Genomic DNA, 16,236 nt, shown 5'->3' with positions numbered 1-16,236 from the left:
CGCTTCGGCGGAGAGCGCCCTAATGGGGAAGGATCACCCGGCGCAGATACGGCATCTCGTGCGCGGCGGACACGACGGCGGGCGCGTTCTCGCGGTTCGACGCCTTCGTCACCGCCGGAAACCGTTCGGCGGCGAAATCGATGAAGCTGCGGACCTTGGCCGGCAGCAGCCGGGAGGTCGTCACGATGTGGATCGAGGTGGGCTGGAGCCGCCACGTGGGCATGACCTGAACCAGCGCCCCGCTCTCCACATCCGCCCGGACATGGGACAGGCTGTCGGCGAACAACCCCTGGCCTTCGATCGCGAAGCGGCGGGTCAGGGTCGGGGAATTGGACGACACCGGTCCGGAGACGGCGACGGTGGCGGTCTCTCCGCCCCGGCTGAGCACCCATTCCGCGCTCGGCCCGGGCACGATCACATGATGGTCGACGAGATCCTGCGGGACATTCGGGCAGCCCCAATCCTCGAGATAGGCGGGGGCGGCGAAGATCCCGTTCTCCACCTCCATGATCTTGCGGGCGATGACCGAGCCTTCCTGGGGCGGATCCAGGGTGAGGGCGAGATCGTAGCGGCCGCCCACGAGATCGACCGAACCGTAGCCGAGATCGATCTGGAGCTGGACATAGGCGTGGTTGGCCTTGAACTCCGTCAGGAGGGTCGAGAGATGCTGCAGCATCCAGGTGTCCGGCGGCGCGGCGATCTTGAGGAGCCCGCTGGGGCCCTTCGCCTCCGCCGTGATGTCGTCGTAGGCGCGCTGCGCCTCCTCGACCAGGCGAAGGGCCTGCTTGAAATAGGCTTCCCCGTAGGAGGTCAGGCTGATCTTGCGGGTGGTGCGATCGAGCAGGCGGACGCCGATCGTGGATTCGAAGACGGTGATCCGCCGCGAAAGGGACGAGACCGGCATCTCCAGGGCAAGGGCGGCCTGGCTGAAGCTTTTTCTTTTGGCGACCTCAACGAACAGCGCCATGTCTCTCAACACCTGAGGATGTGACATTGCGCGCCATTCACCCCTTCCACCGGGAGGTGGGTTGAAGACTTCGATTGCCTCGCAGAGCCGTCACGAAAACGGACCGAGCGGACGCTCGCTCCTCTCGGACGAAGCCGTCTCAAGAAGCGATTTAGCCTCCGAAGAAACTCCGCGCCGATGAAGCGGACGAACTGGCGTAACACAGGCTTGCTCGAACGGGGCTTATCCTAAATCAACCCTGATCGCATAGTATGGAAAATATCTTTCAATATGTGCTCTGGATGAAAAGCACCTTTGCGGACCTATCGCGCCACCGGGGAAAGCGCCGAATCTTGCGCTATTTTTATATAAATTGATGTCATCATATAACGGATCTACGCTACGCTCGATTTTCTTCGCGACCTTGAGCGAAACCTGCCGCACGATAGGTAACGTCGCCTTGCGCCCTGTTCATCGACGACCGACATCGGACATCGATCACCTGCTGCGGGCTATCACCGCCCGCAACCCTCGAACGCAAGGATCAAAAGGTTAACCAAACCTCAGAGCGGCACGCCGCGATTCACGATCGATCAACCATGACGACGCAGCGTCACAAAGACGGAGCACAGATCCTGTCCCGATACATTATCATGACGTGGGGCAGCGAGCGAGGCAGGCTCACATGCTGATATCACTGTTATTGTTTTTTATTGGCCTTGTTATTGGCTATTATCTGCGTGTGACAAGCCTGCTCTTCTGCAGCGCAATTGTAGCGATCACTTATGCCGCGACATGCATCATTCTAGGGAAGACATCTCTCATCAATGTAGTCATCGCCTTCGCGCTCCTGACATCCCTTCAGGGCGGATATCTGCTGGGCGCCTATATGATGCACAAGACCGACTCGTAGAGAGTGCCGGCGGGCGTTCCGGGGGTCCTGTTTCGACCCGTCGCCGTTCCGGGAACCGGGGCCGCCTCAGGGAAGGCGCGCTAGTTCAGGAACCAGACGGGCCGGCCTTCGGCATAGGACACCACCAGCCACAGCGCGATCGAGAGGGAGGTCATCACGATGCCGGGAATCGGTGTCTGCGGAGCGACGAGCGCCATGTAGGCTGTCGAATATTCCCTGGCGCTCATTTGTGGAAAGCTCCTTCTCAAGCTTCATACAGGAGCTTCCCCCCGCCGGAAAAGCGCGGAACGCGCTCAGTCACGCGGACCATGAGGGAAGCATTACTTGTGGTTAAGATCCGATAAACTGAACATTTATCGGCGCCGGCGTAGAAAAATTCCGCGAGATCATCGGATCACGCAGAGGGAAGATCCGGGAAACCGGATCCATTCAGTTCATCAATGCAGGCTGCGCCGGATCGCGCCTAGCAACATGCCGTAGGCCCGCTCCCGGACATCGAAGGCCAGGCGCAGCACGGTATCGGGCTCCCCGCGCGCGGCGGGAACCCGGGTCAGGTCCGGATCGTCCGGATTCAGATCGAGAACCCGCGCCGCCTCGGACCACCAGGTTGCGTCGGCCGTCGCGAACAGGATTTCCGTATCGAGCTTCGAGTCTTTGTACACGGGCGGCCGCCAAGGGATGTCGCAGGACGCGACGACTCGCTGTTGATTGCGTGTCAATCGATTGCGGGCCGGCGATTACGCCCTGCCGTCAAGTCTGTCTAGCGGCTCGAAATGGGTAGAATGCGGAGGTTTCGAGGCTTCACATGATTTTGAATTCATGACCGCGGTCGCGTTCGTCTTCCCGATGACAGAGGCGGACGGCGCTCCGGCGCGCGTCCGCCCGCCCGGTCAGGCCGCGTCGGGCATGTGGTCGAGGAGCTTGTCGAGGGTGATCGGGTAATCCCGCACCCGCACGCCGGTGGCGTTGTAGACAGCGTTCGCGACCGCCGCGCCGACGCCGCAGATGCCGAGCTCGCCCACCCCCTTGGCCTTCATCGGCGAGGATTGCGGGTCGACCTCGTCGAGGAAGATCACCTCCTGATGCGGGATGTCGGCATGGACCGGCACCTCGTAGCCGGCCAGGTCGTGATTGACGAAGAAGCCGCGCCGCTTGTCGACGGTGAGCTCCTCCATCAGGGCGCCGCCGACGCCCATGGTCATCCCGCCGATGACCTGGCTGCGGGCCGATTTCGGGTTGAGGATCCGCCCCGCCGAGCAGACCGCCAGCATCCGCCGCACCCGGATCTCGGCAGTGTCGGCATCGACCGCGACCTCGACGAAATGGCCGGCGAAGGTCGATTGCTGCTGCTTCTTGGAGAGGTCGCCGTACTCGATGACGTCCTCCCCGACGAGCTCGCCCGCGGAGGCCGCCTCGGCCAGGGGCGTGGCGCGGTTGCCGGCGCGAACCGCGCCGTCGGCGAAAACGGCGTCGGTGGAGTTGATGCCGAGCCGCTGGGCCACCGCCTCCCGGAGCTTCACGCAGGCCGCGTAGACGCCGGCGGTGGAATTGTTGGCGCCCCACTGGCCCCCGGAGCCGGCCGAGGCCGGGAACGCGGAATCGCCGAGGCGGACCACGACGCGGTCGAGCGGCACGCCCATCATCTCCGCCGCGGTCTGGCCGATGATGGTGTAGGTGCCGGTGCCGATATCGGTCATGTCGGTCTCGACCGTCACGCGGCCGTCGCGGCCGAGCCGGACGCGGGCGCCCGACTTGGTCAGCAGGTTGTTGCGGAAGCCGGCGGCCATGCCGATGCCGACGCGCCAGTGGCCGTCCCGGACCTGGCCGGGCTTCGGGTTGCGCCGGGCCCAGCCGAAGCGCTCGGCCCCGAGCGTGAGGCAGCCGGCGAGATCGCGGTGGGAGAAGGGACGCTCCGGCTTGCCCGGATCGACCTGCGTGTCGTTCCGCAGCCGGAACGCGACCGGGTCGAGGCCGAGCTTCTCGGCCATCTCGTCCATGGCGATCTCCAGCGCCATGAGGCCCGGCGCCTCCCCCGGCGCGCGCATGGCGTTGCCTTCGGGCAGGTCGAGATGGGCGAGCCGCAGGGCGGTCAGGCGGTTCGCCCCCGCATAGAGCAGCTTGGTCTGGTCGACCGCGGTCTCCGGCCGGCCGTCCGGCAGGTTCCCGGAGGTGCTCTCGTGCGCGATGGCCGTGATTGTCCCCTCCGCCGTCGCGCCGATGCGGACGCGCTGGATCGTGGCGGGCCGATGCGTGGTGTTGTTGGCGATGAGGGGACGGGTCAGCGCCACCTTGACCGGGCGCTTCGCGGCCTTGGCCGCGAGCGCGGCGAGCACCGCGTCGGAGCGCACGAACAGCTTTCCGCCGAAGCCGCCGCCGATATAGGGCGAGTCGAGCCGGACGTTCTCCTTCGGGAGCCCCAGGATCTTGGCGACGCTCTCCTTGCCCCAGGCGATCATCTGGTTCGAGGTCCAGAGGGTGAGCTTGTCGCCCTCCCAGGCCGCGATGGTCGCATGCGGCTCCATCATGGCGTGGCTCTCGTCGGGGGTCGTGTAGGTCTCGTCGAGCTGAACGGGGGCCCGGGCGAAGGCGCCCTCGAAATCGCCGGTCCGGTCCTCGCCGCCGCTGCCGCTGCCTTCGCCGCTCCCGGCCGTCACGGGCTTGGCGGCCGCGGCCTCCCGCGCCAGGTCGAACGTGCCGGGTTCCGGCGCGTAGTCGGCCCGGATCAGGAAGGCGGCGGCGCGGGCCTGCTCGAAACTCTCGGCCACCACGACCGCGATGGCCTGGTGATAGTGCTGGATCGCGTCGCCGCCGAACAGGCTGGCGGTGTTCATCCGGCCGAGGCCGAGCTTCGGCATGTCCAGCGTCGTCACGACCGCGAGGACACCCGGCGCCCGCTCCGCCGCGGCGACGTCGATGCGGCGCACCCGCCCCTTCGCGATGCCGGCGCCGAGCACGTAGCCATAGGCCTGCCCGGGCACGACGTCGTGGCGCTCATAGGCGTAGGGCGCGGTGCCGGTGGTCTTGAACCGGCCGTCGATCCGGTCGGTGGGCTTGCCGACGACCTTGAGCTGGTCGATCGGGTTCTGGCCGGCGGGGGTGTCGAACTTCATGGCTCAGATCCTCGCCTGGTTGAGCGCGGCACCGAGGGTCCGCTCGGCGAGCTTCAGCTTGTAGGCATTGTCGCGGGTGGGCCTGGCGCCCGACAGAACGCCCTCGGCGACCGCCTTCGCCCCGCGGGGCAGGTCGGCCTCGGCGGCCTCGACCCGCCAGGGCTTGTGCGCCAATCCGCCGAAGGCCACGCGGCCCGTGCCGTCCCGCTGGACGATCGCCGCCACCGAGACGAGGGCGAAGGCGTAGGAGGCCCGATCGCGGACCTTGCGGTAGACTTGCGTTCCGCCGACTGGCTTCGGCAGGGTCACCGCGGTGACGAGTTCGCCGGGCCTGAGGGTGGTGTCGACCTCCGGCCTGTCGCCGGGCAGACGGTGGAAGTCGGCGATGCCGATCGTCCGTTCGGTCCCCGCGGCTTCGACGGTCTCGACGGTCGCGTCGAGGACGCGCAGGGCCACCGCCATGTCCCCCGGATTCGTCGCGATGCAGGCCTCGCTGCCGCCGATGACCGCGAGCTGCCGGCTGACACCGTCGAGCGCCCCGCAGCCGGAGCCGGGCTGGCGTTTGTTGCAGGGCTGCGCGGTGTCGTAGAAATACGGGCAGCGGGTGCGCTGGAGCAGATTTCCGGCGGTCGTCGCCTTGTTGCGCAGCTGCCCGGAGGCGCCGGCGAGCAGGGCGCGGGAGAGCACCGCGTAGTCCCGGCGCACGCGCGGATCGGCGGCGAGATCGGTGTTGCGCACCAGGGCGCCGATGCGCAGGCCCCCCTCGGACGTCGGCTCGATCCGGTCCAGGCCGAGCCCGTTCACGTCGACGAGATGCGCCGGTGTCTCGATCTGCAGCTTCATCAGGTCGAGCAGGTTCGTGCCGCCGGCGATGAACTTGGCCTCCGGCCTGCGGGCCACGGCAGCCGCGGCCGCCGCCGGGGTGTCGGGGCGCTCGTAAGTGAAGGATTTCATGCGCGCCTCCCGGCGACCTCGGTCATCGCCGAGACGATGTTGGAATAGGCGCCGCAGCGGCAGATATTGCCGCTCATGCGCTCGCGGATCTCGTCCTCGGTCACCGCCGCGGCGGCGTTCAGGTCGGCGGTGACGTGGCTCGGAATGCCGGCCTTGATCTCGTCGAGCACCGCCACGCCGGAACAGATCTGGCCGGGCGTGCAGTACCCGCACTGGTAGCCGTCATGCTTGATGAAGGCGGCCTGCATCGGATGCAGGTCGTCGGGGCGCCCGAGCCCCTCGATCGTGGTGATCGTGCTGCCCTGATGCATGACCGCGAGGGTCAGGCAGGCATTGATGCGCCGCCCGTCGACGATCATGGTGCAGGCGCCGCACTGGCCGTGGTCGCAGCCCTTCTTGGAGCCGGTCAGGTGCAGGTGCTCCCGCGCCGCATCGAGCAGGCTGGTGCGGGTGTCGAGCTCCAACTCCCGCCGCTGTCCGTTCACCGTGAAGGCGACCTTCGCCAGGACCGGCACGTCCGCGTCAGCGGCCGTGGCGCCCGCGCGCGCGGGCATCGCGGCCAGGGTCGCCACCGCGGAGGCGCCGACCATCAGGTCCCTCCGGTTGAAGTCGAGATCTCCCAGACGTGGCATCGCGCTCTCCGAACCTGATGGGGGACGGCCAGCGCCAAGCCGGCCCGAGGGCTCACCCGGGGCAAACCTCACATCTCCTCGATCGGCTCCAAGGTGCGGCGACGATGCCCGCCTCGGATCCGGCAATCTGAGAATGTACATTCATTCTTGCGGCGAGAATGAACGTTCATTATGATGCCTCGCAGTCCCGGGAGGCCTGGATGCGCGCCCCTCACACAACCCTCCGCTCCCCTGCACCCGTGGCCGGCGATGGGCCGGGCGGCGCCCTGCGGCAGCTCCGCGACCTCTGCCGCGGCGGCAATCTTGCGGTGCTGGCGGTGATGGCCGTCGCCTGGGCGGCGCTCGTCGTCTGGAGCGGCACAGGCCCCAAGGGCTGGCAGGCGCGAATCTGCGCCGATCTCGTCGACCGGCCGCAGGCCTGCGGCACGGTCCCTCTCGGCGCGGAGTTCGGCCGGGATCCGGGCAAGGACCAGAGCCGCCTGCAGCCCGTGGCCGCGGCGAAGGACGCCGCTTCGTGAGCCTGCAGGCCCAGGCGATCGCCGACACCCGGAACGGCTCGTCCGCCCGGCGCGCGCAGATCCTCGACGCGGCGGAAGCCTGCTTCGTGCGCAACGGCTTCCACCGCACCACCATGCTCGACCTCGCCCGGGAGGCTTCGATGAGCCCGGGCAACTTCTATCGCTACTTCGAATCCAAGGAGGCGATCGTCCTCGGCCTCGCCGAGCGCGATCGGGAGCGCGGCGCAGTCCTGGTCGAGGCGATGGAGCGGGCCGGCGACAAGCGCGCCGTCCTGATGACCGTTCTCGCCCGCTTCTTCCACGACCTCACCCGCGAAGCGGCGGTGCTGCGCCTCGACCTCTGGGCGGAGGCGACCCGCAACCCGGCCATCCGCGCTCTGGTCGAGCGGGGCGACGAGGAGGGACGGACCTGGCTCATCGAGATGTTCGAGTCGATCAAGACCTCCCCGGCCTGCGACCCGGCGGCCCTGTTCGACGCCGTCGCGCCGCTGATGAAGGGCATCATCGTCAGCCGGGCCCTGACACCCGACTACGATGCCGGCCCGGCGGTGGCGCAGCTTCACGCCCTGATCGATGCGGGCCTGTCCGGCTCGCTCCCCCGCGCCGCTACGGAGACCGGCCGATGACGTCCGTTCGGGCGCTTGCCCCCGCCCTCCTGCTCCTGGCCCTGGGCCTCGCACCCGCCGGGGCCGAGACGGCCCCCGCGAAGGTCGCTCCGGCGCCCGTGGTCAGCGTGGTCGAGGCGATCCGGCGCGAGATCGTGGAGAGCGTGGTCGTGACCGGTACGCTGGTGCCGCGGGACGAGATCCTGGTCTCGCCCGAGATCGACGGCTACCGCATCGTCGACCTGCTCGCCGAGGAAGGCATGCGCGTCGAGCGCGGGCAGGTGCTCGCGCGGCTCTCCCGCGACCTGATCGACCGCCAACTCGCCCAGCAGAACGCGCTGATCGAGAAGGCGGCGGCCGCCGTGCCCCAGGCCCAGAACAGCATCGAGCAGGCGGAGGCCGCCGAGACCGAGGCGCGCCTGGCCTACGAGCGCGCCCGGCAGCTCATGCAGACGGGCAACACGACCGCCGCGTCGATGGAGAGCCGCACCGCCGCCCTCCGCCAGGCCGAGGGCAAGCTCGCCTTCGCCCGCAACGGGCTCGCCATCGCCAAGGCCGATCTGGCCCAGGCCCGGGCGGTGCGCGACGAACTGGAGCTGCGCCTCGCCCGCACGGAGATCCGCGCGCCGGAGGCCGGCATCGTCAGCCGCCGCACCGCCCGCGTCGGCATGACCGCATCGAGTGCCGCCGAGCCCCTGTTCCGGCTGATCGCCCGCGGCGAGATCGAGCTGGAGGCCGAGATCATCGAGACCAAGTTGCCGCTCCTGCGCGAGGGCAACCCGGCCTTCATCGAGATCGGCGCGGGCGAGCGCGTCGCCGGCAGCGTCCGTGCGGTCTATCCGGAGGTCGACAAGGCGAGCCGCCTCGGCAAGGTCCGCGTGCGCCTCGATCCCGATCCGCGCCTGCGCATCGGCACCTTCGCCCGCGGCGCCGTCGAGCTCGCCCGCACCCACGGGGTCACCGTGCCCCAGGCCTCCGTCCTCTATGGCGGCGGCAAGCGCAGCTCCGTGCTCGTCGTCGCCGACGACAAGGTGGAGGCCCGCGATGTCCGCACCGGCCTGTCCGACGAGGACGATATCGAGATCCGCACCGGCCTGACCGAGGGCGAGCGGGTCGTGGCCCGCGCCGGCAGCTTCCTGCGGGACGGCGACCGGGTCCGCCCCGTGCCGCTGCAGGGCTCGCTCCCGGCGGCCGTCGCCGCCGCGCCTTCGCCGCAGGCCACGGCCGACGCCCGCTGACCCCCTCCCCCGCGCGGAGATCCGCGCGGGCTCGCCGGACCTCATCGACGGGTTGCCCCGATGCGCCTGAACATCTCCGCCTGGGCGATCCGGAATCCGATCGCGCCCCTCGTCCTGTTCCTCGTGCTGGTCGTGCTCGGCCTCGTCAGCTTCCGGGGGCTCGCGGTCACCCGCATGCCGAACATCGACGTGCCGATCGTCTCGGTGACGATCACGCAGGGCGGTGCCGCCCCGTCCGAGTTGCAGACCCAGGTCACGAAATGGGTCGAGGATTCGATCGCCGGCGTGCGCGGCGTCAAGCACATCACCTCGGCGATCACCGAGGGCTCGTCGGTCACGACGGTCGAGTTCCGCCTGGAGGTGAACACCGACCGGGCGGTCAACGACGTGAAGGACGCGATCTCGAAGATCCGCATCAACCTGCCCCGCACCATCGACGAGCCGATCATCCAGCGGGTCGAGATCACCGGCCTGCCGATCCTGATCTACGGCGTCACCTCTCCGGCAATGACCCCGGCCGACCTGTCCTGGTTCGTCGAGGACAAGGTCGCCCGTACGCTTCAGGGCGTGAAGGGGGTCGGCGGCGTCGAGCGCGTCGGCGGTGTCGCCCGCGAGATCCGCATTACGCCGCTGCCGGACCGCCTGCTCGCCCTCGGCATCACGGCGGCCGAGGTGAACAAGCAGGTGCGCGCCACCTCCGCCGATCTGGCGGGCGGGCGCGGCGAAGTCGGCGGGCGTGAGCAGTCGATCCGGACGCTGGCCGCCTCGCGCACCCTCCGCGACCTGAAGGCGACCTCCATCGTCCTGCCCGGCGGCCGCAAGGTGCGCCTGGACGACCTCGCCACGGTGGAGGATTCCATCGAGGAGCCGCGCACCTTCGCCCGCTTCAACGGCGCGCCGGTGGTAGCCTTCGCGGTCTCCCGCGGCTCGGGCGCGAGCGATGCCGAGGTCGCGGCCGGCGTCGAGAAGAAGATCGCCGAGTTCAGCGAGAGCTATCCCGATATCCGCTTCGAGGAGATCGATTCCTCGGTTCTGGCGACGCGCGGCAGCTACGCCTCGGCCATGCACACCCTGATGGAGGGGGCGGCGCTCGCCGTCATCGTGGTCTTCCTGTTCCTACGGGACTGGCGCGCGACCCTGATCGCGGCGGTGGCGCTGCCGCTCTCGGTGTTCCCGACCTTCTGGGCGATGGACGCGCTGGGCTTCACCCTCAACGGCATCAGCCTGCTGGCGATCACCCTGGTGACCGGCATCCTCGTCGACGACGCCATCGTCGAGATCGAGAACGTCGTGCGCCACATGCGGCTCGGCAAATCCCCCTATCGCGCCGCGATCGAGGGCGCCGACGAGATCGGGCTCGCCGTCATCGCCATCACCGCGACCCTGATCGCGGTCTTCGCGCCGGTTTCCTTCATGGGGGGCATCGCCGGGCGCTACTTCATGCAGTTCGGGCTGACCATCGCGGTGTCGGTGTTCATGTCGCTGCTGGTGGCGCGGCTGATCACCCCGCTGCTCGCCGCCTATTTCCTGCGCGATCACGGCCACGCCGAGGAGAAGGAAGGGCCGGTGATGCGGGCCTATACCCGGCTGGTGGGCTGGTCGGTGCGCCACAAGTGGATCACCCTGATGGTCGGGCTGGCGCTGTTCGCGGGCTCGATCATGTCCACCAAGCTTCTGCCCTCGGGCTTCATCCCGAAGCAGGACAATGCCCGCACCCTGTTCATGATCGAGCTGGCGCCGGGCGCGCGGCTTCCCGACACCATCGCCGTCGCCGACCGGGTGGTCGCGCGGATCCGCGCCCTACCCGAGGTCACCTCGGTCTTCGTCGATGGCGGCCGGCAGGCCGGTGGCAAGAAGGAGACGCGGCTCGCCACCCTGATCGTCAATCTCCGCCCGAAGAGCGAGCGGGCGAAGCGGCAATGGACCCTCGAGTCCGAGATCGCCGGCCTGCTGGCGGAGGAGCCGGACATCCGCTCCTGGACCCTGCGCGACAGCGGCCAGCGCGACCTCGCCCTCGTCGTCAGCGGTCCCGACGTCGATGTGGTGACCGAGATCGCCGCCCGGCTTCAGCGCGACATGGCCGCGATTCCGCACCTCGTCTCGGTGATGTCCACGGCGCCTCTGAACCGCACCGAGCTGCGCATCCGCCCGAAGGAGGGCGCGGCGGCCGATCTCGGCGTCTCCACCGACGTGATCGCCGAAACCGTCCGGGTCGGCACCATCGGCGACATCGGCATCAATCTCGCCAAGTTCAACGCCAAGGACCGGCAGGTGCCGATCCGGGTGCAGTTGCCCGAGAGTTCCCGCGGCGCGGTCTCACGGCTCGAGAACCTGAAGGTTCCGGCCAAGAACGGCACCGCCGTGCCGCTCGCGGCGGTGGCCGATATCGAACTCGACCAGGGCCCCGGCGCCATCGAGCACTACGACCGCGCCGTCCGCGTGGCGGTGGAGGCCAATATGGAAGGCTCCGACGCGCTGGGCTCGCTGATCGAGCAGGCGCTCGCTACGCCGACGGCGAAGAACCTGCCGCCGGGCGTCACCATCCGCCAGACGGGCGACGCCGAGATCATGCAGGAGGTGTTCTCCGGCTTCCTCATGGCGATGGGCGCCGGCATCATGATGGTCTACGCCGTGCTGGTGCTGCTGTTCGGCTCGTTCCTGCAGCCGCTGACCATCCTGTTCTCGCTGCCGCTCTCCATCGGCGGCGCCATCCTCGGCCTCCTGATCTGCCACATGCCGATCTCGATGCCGGTGGTGATCGGCATCCTGATGCTGATGGGGCTGGTGACGAAGAACGCGATCATGCTCGTGGACTTCGCCGTCGAGGAGATGCGGTCGGGCGTCGATCGGGTGACGGCCATCGTCGATGCCGGCCGCAAGCGCGCGCGGCCGATTGTCATGACCACCATCGCCATGGCCGCCGGCATGGTGCCCTCGGCGATGGCCCTCGGCATCGGCGGCGAGTTCCGCGCCCCCATGGCGGTCGCGGTGATCGCCGGCCTCATCGTCTCGACGCTGCTCTCTCTCGTCTTCGTGCCGGCGGTGTTCCTGCTGATGGACAGCCTGTCCCGCCTCCTCGGGCGCCTCCTCGGCCGCTTCGTCGGACCACGGGACGAGCCGGGCGACAGAACCCAGGCCGCAGCCGGCCCGGCCTGAGGCCCGCCCTCCCCGCGGCCGGGGACACGCGAGGGCGGGACGCCTCAGGCGCCCGGCGCTCGGACGAGGAGCGCCGCGTCGAGCACCCGCGCGACATGCAGGGCCTCGCGCCCCAGGCCGTCGCCGATCTGGTGGCGGCAGCTGGTGCCGTCGGCGACCACGAGATCGTCCGGGCCGGCGGCCCGCAGGGCCGGGAACAGGGACAGTTCGGCCATGGCGAGGGAGACGTCGATCATGTCGGCGCCGTAGCCGAAGGCGCCGGCCATGCCGCAGCAGCTCGATTCGATGACGCGCAGGTCGAGGCCGGGCACCGCCTGCAGCACGCTCTCCACCGCGCCCATCGCCCCGAAGGCCTTCTGGTGGCAATGGCCGTGCAGATGCGCGACCCGGCCGCCCTGGTCGGCCAGCGGCAGTACGATCCGGCCGGCCTTCAGGTCGGCGGCCAGCACTTCCTCGAACAGGAAGCTCGCCCGGCCGAGCGCCTCCGTCTCCGGCCCCGGCAGCAGGGCGGCGAATTCGTCCCGGAAGGTGAGGAGGCAGGAGGGCTCCAGCCCCACGATGCGCGCCCCGGCCTGCGCGTAGGGCAGGAGCGCGTCGCGGGTGCGCCGCGCCTCGGCCCGGGCGCGGTCGGTCTGCCCCGCGGCGAGCCAGGTCCGGCCGCAGCAGAGCGGTCGGCGCCCGCCCGGCGGTCGGAGGCGGTGCGGGCGGTAGCCTGTGGCGCGCAGCACCCGCTCGGCCGCTTCGAGGTTCTCGCGCTCGAAGGCGCGGTTGAAGGTGTCGCCGAACAGCACGACGTCGAAGCCGTCTCCGAGGACGTCCCGCGGCCGCGCGAACGCGCCGGTCTCCCGCCAGGGCCGCCCCCAGCGCGGCAGGGAGCGCCGGGCGGAGAGGCCGGCCACCCGCTCCGAGAGCCGGGCCAGGGCCGGGACCCGGTCGCGCAGGTTGAGGAGCGGCGCCAGCCGCGCCGCCGCGCCGGCATAGAGCGGCAGGGCCGCCACCAGCCGCTCCTTCAGCGGCAGGCCGTGCCGGGCATGGTAGTGATGCAGGAACTCGACCTTCATCTTGGCCATGTCGACCCCGGTGGGGCATTCGCGCCGGCAGGCCTTGCAGGAGACGCAGAGATCGAGGGTGCGCTTCATCTCCGGGCCGGTGAAGGCGTCCGGCCCGAGCTGCCCGGACATGGCGAGGCGCAGGGTGTTGGCCCGGCCCCGGGTGAGGTGCTGCTCCTCCTTCGTGACGCGGTAGGACGGGCACATCGCGCCGCCGGCGCGCTTCCGGCAGGTGCCGTTGTTGTTGCACATCTCGACCGCGCCGCCGAAGCCGCCCCAGTCCGACCAGTCGAGGGCGGGCGTCTGCGGCTCGGTCACGGCGTAGCCGGGCCGGAAGCGCATCAGGCTGCGATCGTCCATGCGCAGGGGCCGGACGATCTTGCCGGGATTGAGCCGGTTCTCCGGGTCGAACCCGTCCTTCAGCGCCTCGAAGGCGCGGGTCAGGCGCTCCCCGAACATCGGGGCGACGAATTCCGAGCGCGAGATGCCGTCGCCGTGCTCGCCGGAATAGGAGCCCTTGAAGCGGCGCACCTGCGCGCAGGCCTCCTCGGCGATGGCCCGCATCCGCGCCACGTCGCCCCCCTGCTTCATGTCGAGGATCGGGCGCACGTGCAGGCAGCCGACCGAGGCGTGGGCGTACCAGGTGCCGCGGGTGCCGTGGCGGTGGAACACCTCGGTGACCGCATCGGTGTAGTCGGCGAGGTGCTCCAGGGGCACCGCGCAATCCTCGATGAAGGAGACCGGCTTGGCGTCGCCCTTCATCGACATCATGATGTTGAGGCAGGCCTCGCGCACCTCCCAGACGGATTTCTGCCGGGTGGGCTCGGGCACAGCCACCACCGCCTCGGCGAAGCCGTGATCGGCCATGCAGGCGTCGAGACGCTTCAGGTCGCGGAGCAGCGCGGCGCGGTCGTCGCCGGCGAATTCCACCAGCAGCAGGCAGTTCGGCCGCCCGCGGGTGATGTCCGAGAGCGTCGCGCGGAAGAGCGGGATGTCGGCGCCGAGCACGAGGACGTTGTTGTCGACGAGTTCGACGGCGACGGGCCCGAGATCGACCAGCGCCCGGGTCGTCTCCATGGCGGCGCGGAAGGAGGGGAAGTGGCAGACCCCCATGACCCGGTGGGCCGGCAGCCGCGACAGCTTCAGGGTCACGGCGGTGGTGGCCGCGAGCGTGCCCTCCGAGCCGACCAGCAGATGCGCGAGGTTCGGGCGCGGGGCGATCAGGGCGTCGAGATTGTAGCCCCCGACCCGGCGCTGCACCTTCGGATAGACCCGCTCGATCTCGTCGCGGTGGGCCTCCGCCAGGCTCAGCAGGCGCCGGGCGAGATCGGCGGCCCGGTCCGAGCCCGTCACGCCGCTGGCCGCGTTGCCGGTGAGGCCGAAACCGAAGGCCTCCCCGTCCGGCAGCAGCGCCTCCAGGGCGAGCACGTTGTCGCTCATCTTGCCGAAGCGCAGGGAACGGGCGCCGGAGGAATTGTTGCCGGCCATGCCGCCGATGGTGCAGCGGCTCGCGGTGGAGGGTTCGACGGGGAAGAACCAGCCATCGGCCTTCACCCAGGCGTTGAGCCGCTCCAGCACCAGGCCGGGCTCTACCGTTACGGTGCCCTGGTCCGGGTCGTAGGCGGTGATCCCGTTGAAGTGGCGGGAGCAATCGACCACCAGGCCGGAGCCGATCGGCTGGCCGTTCTGCGAGGTGCCGCCGCCGCGCAGGATCACCGGCACGCCGTGCTCGGCCGCGATTCGCAGGGTCGCGGCGATGTCGTCGGCGCTCTTCGGGAGCACGACGCCCGCCGGCATGATCTGGTAGATCGAGGCATCGGTGGCGTAGCGGCCCCGGGTGAAGGCGTCGAAGCGCGCCTCGCCCCGCAGCGCCTCGGCCAGGCGCCGCGGCAGCCCCGCGTTCCGGCGTGCCGCCGCGCGGGGCGAGAGGGACGGCTCGGCCGTGGCGGTCATGATCGGCATCCTCGCGCGGCGGCCGGGCGGGCATCGGCCCGGCGCAATCGGGATCGGGGGGGTGTCGGGCGGGCTATCCCCGCGGGACATGGAGGCGTCCGGCCTGCGCGCGGATGACCGCCGCGGCCCGGTCGATGCCGTCCGCGTCCACGTGCAGGCTGGTGGTGGCGCGGATCTGATGCGCGCCGATGGCCCGCAGGCGGACCGCCTCGGCGAGACAAGCCTCGGCGAAGGCCGCCGCCGTCACCCCCAGGGGCTCCACCGAGAAGCAGAGGATGTTCGACTGGGCCGCCCCGGCCTCGAGGGCGAGGCCCGGCACGTCCGCGATCCGGTCGCGCAGGCGCGCCGCATGGGCGTTGTCGCGGGCGAGCTGGCCCAGGTGATGGTCGAGGGCGTAGAGGCCCGCCGCCGCCAGGATCCCGGATTGCCGCATCGCCCCGCCGAGCCGGTACTTCCAGCGCCAGGCCTCCGTCACGAAGGCGCGGCTGCCGCACAGCACGGCGCCGACCGGGCAGCCCAGCCCCTTGCTGAGATCGATCCAGGCGCTGTCGAAGCCCTCGGCATAGTCCCTGGCGGCGATGCCGGTGGCGGCGACGGCGTTGAGCAGGCGGGCGCCGTCGATATGGGCCTTCAATCCCCGGTCATGGGCGATGTCCCGGATGCGCCGCATGGTCTCGAGCGGCCAGACGGACCCGCCGGAGAAGCTCGTGGTCTGCTCGACCGACACCAGGGCGGAGCGGGGCGCCGTCCGGCCGGGGGCCCGGATCGCGGCGGCGAAGGCCTCCGGGGTGAAGAGCCCCGCCGGCGTCTTCAGGGCCGCGACCGAGACGCCGCCGATCGCGGCGGCGCCCGCCGCCTCCGTGTTGTAGATGTGGGACTGGTCGTCGACGATGATCTCGTCGCCGGGCCGCGTCTGCACCAGGATCGCGACGAGGTTGCACATCGTGCCGGAGGGCATGAAGACGCCCGCCTCCTGGCCGAGCAGCGCAGCGACGCGGGCGCACAGGGCCAGGGTGGTCGGGTCGGAATCCGATTGCTCGTCCCCGACCTCGGCCTGCGCCATCGCCGCGCGCATGCCCGCGGTGGGCCGGGTCTGCGTATCGCTGTACAAATCGATCATGGCGGCGGGCCAATTTGCATGCAATATCGAGGAAGCGGAGCC

12 protein-coding genes are annotated in these 16,236 nt (G+C 70.0%); 4 read left to right on the top strand and 8 right to left on the bottom strand.

Features of this window, described 5'->3' with window-relative positions; genetic code table 11:
* Positions 1-19: 19 nt before the first annotated feature.
* From MFF21_RS21445 to paoA, 6 genes are all read right to left on the bottom strand, one after another.
* Positions 20-967: a LysR family transcriptional regulator gene (locus MFF21_RS21445; protein WP_238313870.1), complete on the bottom strand. Its 948-nt coding sequence runs from the start codon at positions 965-967 to the stop codon at positions 20-22.
* Positions 968-1,939: 972 nt separating this feature from the next.
* A complete protein-coding gene (locus MFF21_RS21440; protein WP_238313862.1) occupies positions 1,940-2,086 on the bottom strand; it encodes a hypothetical protein in 147 nt (48 codons plus the stop codon).
* A 210-nt stretch (positions 2,087-2,296) separates the two neighbouring features.
* Positions 2,297-2,521: a hypothetical protein gene (locus MFF21_RS21435; RefSeq protein ID WP_238313861.1), complete on the bottom strand. Its 225-nt coding sequence runs from the start codon at positions 2,519-2,521 to the stop codon at positions 2,297-2,299.
* A gap of 228 nt (positions 2,522-2,749) precedes the next feature.
* On the bottom strand, positions 2,750-4,969 hold the full coding sequence (gene paoC, locus MFF21_RS21430) for an aldehyde oxidoreductase molybdenum-binding subunit PaoC (RefSeq protein WP_238313860.1): 2,220 nt from the start codon (positions 4,967-4,969) through the stop codon (positions 2,750-2,752).
* 3 nt (positions 4,970-4,972) lie between these two features.
* Positions 4,973-5,923, bottom strand: coding sequence for an FAD binding domain-containing protein (locus MFF21_RS21425; RefSeq protein ID WP_238313858.1), 951 nt, complete (start codon positions 5,921-5,923; stop codon positions 4,973-4,975).
* Positions 5,920-6,513, bottom strand: coding sequence for an aldehyde dehydrogenase iron-sulfur subunit PaoA (gene paoA / locus MFF21_RS21420; protein WP_373325075.1), 594 nt, complete (start codon positions 6,511-6,513; stop codon positions 5,920-5,922). Before paoA ends, MFF21_RS21425 begins: the two co-directional genes overlap by 4 nt.
* A gap of 242 nt (positions 6,514-6,755) precedes the next feature.
* Between paoA and MFF21_RS21415 the strand changes: the two genes are divergently transcribed.
* Genes MFF21_RS21415 through MFF21_RS21400 form a run of 4 tightly spaced genes read left to right on the top strand, consistent with a single transcriptional unit; the run spans position 6,756 to position 12,072 of the window.
* Entirely contained in the window at positions 6,756-7,073 is a 318-nt protein-coding gene (locus tag MFF21_RS21415) for a hypothetical protein (protein WP_238313855.1), read from the top strand.
* The gene (locus MFF21_RS21410; protein WP_238313846.1) at positions 7,070-7,699 is read left to right on the top strand and encodes a TetR/AcrR family transcriptional regulator; all 630 of its coding nucleotides are present in this window, start codon (positions 7,070-7,072) and stop codon (positions 7,697-7,699) included. The genes MFF21_RS21415 and MFF21_RS21410 overlap by 4 nt, the downstream gene beginning before the upstream one ends.
* On the top strand, positions 7,696-8,916 hold the full coding sequence (locus tag MFF21_RS21405; RefSeq protein WP_238313844.1) for an efflux RND transporter periplasmic adaptor subunit: 1,221 nt from the start codon (positions 7,696-7,698) through the stop codon (positions 8,914-8,916). Before MFF21_RS21410 ends, MFF21_RS21405 begins: the two co-directional genes overlap by 4 nt.
* A 60-nt stretch (positions 8,917-8,976) precedes the next feature.
* Positions 8,977-12,072, top strand: coding sequence for an efflux RND transporter permease subunit (locus MFF21_RS21400; protein ID WP_238313842.1), 3,096 nt, complete (start codon positions 8,977-8,979; stop codon positions 12,070-12,072).
* 44 nt (positions 12,073-12,116) lie between these two features.
* Here the strand turns inward: MFF21_RS21400 and MFF21_RS21395 are convergent, their stop codons facing one another.
* Both MFF21_RS21395 and MFF21_RS21390 read right to left on the bottom strand, forming a co-directional pair.
* Positions 12,117-15,074 carry an FAD-binding and (Fe-S)-binding domain-containing protein gene (locus tag MFF21_RS21395; RefSeq protein WP_238313841.1) on the bottom strand — a complete coding sequence of 986 codons (2,958 nt, stop codon included), beginning with the start codon at positions 15,072-15,074 and terminating at the stop codon, positions 12,117-12,119.
* 73 nt (positions 15,075-15,147) lie between these two features.
* On the bottom strand, positions 15,148-16,194 hold the full coding sequence (locus tag MFF21_RS21390) for a threonine aldolase family protein (RefSeq protein ID WP_238313839.1): 1,047 nt from the start codon (positions 16,192-16,194) through the stop codon (positions 15,148-15,150).
* Between the last annotated feature and the right edge of the window lie 42 nt (positions 16,195-16,236).

The organism is Methylobacterium organophilum (genome assembly GCF_022179465.1).
In the GTDB taxonomy this organism is placed as follows: domain Bacteria; phylum Pseudomonadota; class Alphaproteobacteria; order Rhizobiales; family Beijerinckiaceae; genus Methylobacterium; species Methylobacterium organophilum.
This window is presented reverse-complemented; position numbering and strand designations above follow the sequence as displayed.

Bases quoted from the DNA above. Each gene is read 5' to 3' on its own strand.
- paoC (WP_238313860.1), bottom strand. From the start codon at position 4,969: ATGAAGTTCGACACCCCCGCCGGCCAGAACCCGATCGACCAGCTCAAG.
- MFF21_RS21405 (WP_238313844.1), top strand. From the start codon at position 7,696: ATGACGTCCGTTCGGGCGCTTGCCCCCGCCCTCCTGCTCCTGGCCCTG.
- MFF21_RS21395 (WP_238313841.1), bottom strand. From the start codon at position 15,074: ATGACCGCCACGGCCGAGCCGTCCCTCTCGCCCCGCGCGGCGGCACGC.
- MFF21_RS21445 (WP_238313870.1), bottom strand. From the start codon at position 967: ATGGCGCTGTTCGTTGAGGTCGCCAAAAGAAAAAGCTTCAGCCAGGCC.
- MFF21_RS21440 (WP_238313862.1), bottom strand. From the start codon at position 2,086: ATGAGCGCCAGGGAATATTCGACAGCCTACATGGCGCTCGTCGCTCCG.
- paoA (WP_373325075.1), bottom strand. From the start codon at position 6,513: ATGGTCGGCGCCTCCGCGGTGGCGACCCTGGCCGCGATGCCCGCGCGC.
- MFF21_RS21390 (WP_238313839.1), bottom strand. From the start codon at position 16,194: ATGATCGATTTGTACAGCGATACGCAGACCCGGCCCACCGCGGGCATG.
- MFF21_RS21415 (WP_238313855.1), top strand. From the start codon at position 6,756: ATGCGCGCCCCTCACACAACCCTCCGCTCCCCTGCACCCGTGGCCGGC.
- MFF21_RS21425 (WP_238313858.1), bottom strand. From the start codon at position 5,923: ATGAAATCCTTCACTTACGAGCGCCCCGACACCCCGGCGGCGGCCGCG.
- MFF21_RS21400 (WP_238313842.1), top strand. From the start codon at position 8,977: ATGCGCCTGAACATCTCCGCCTGGGCGATCCGGAATCCGATCGCGCCC.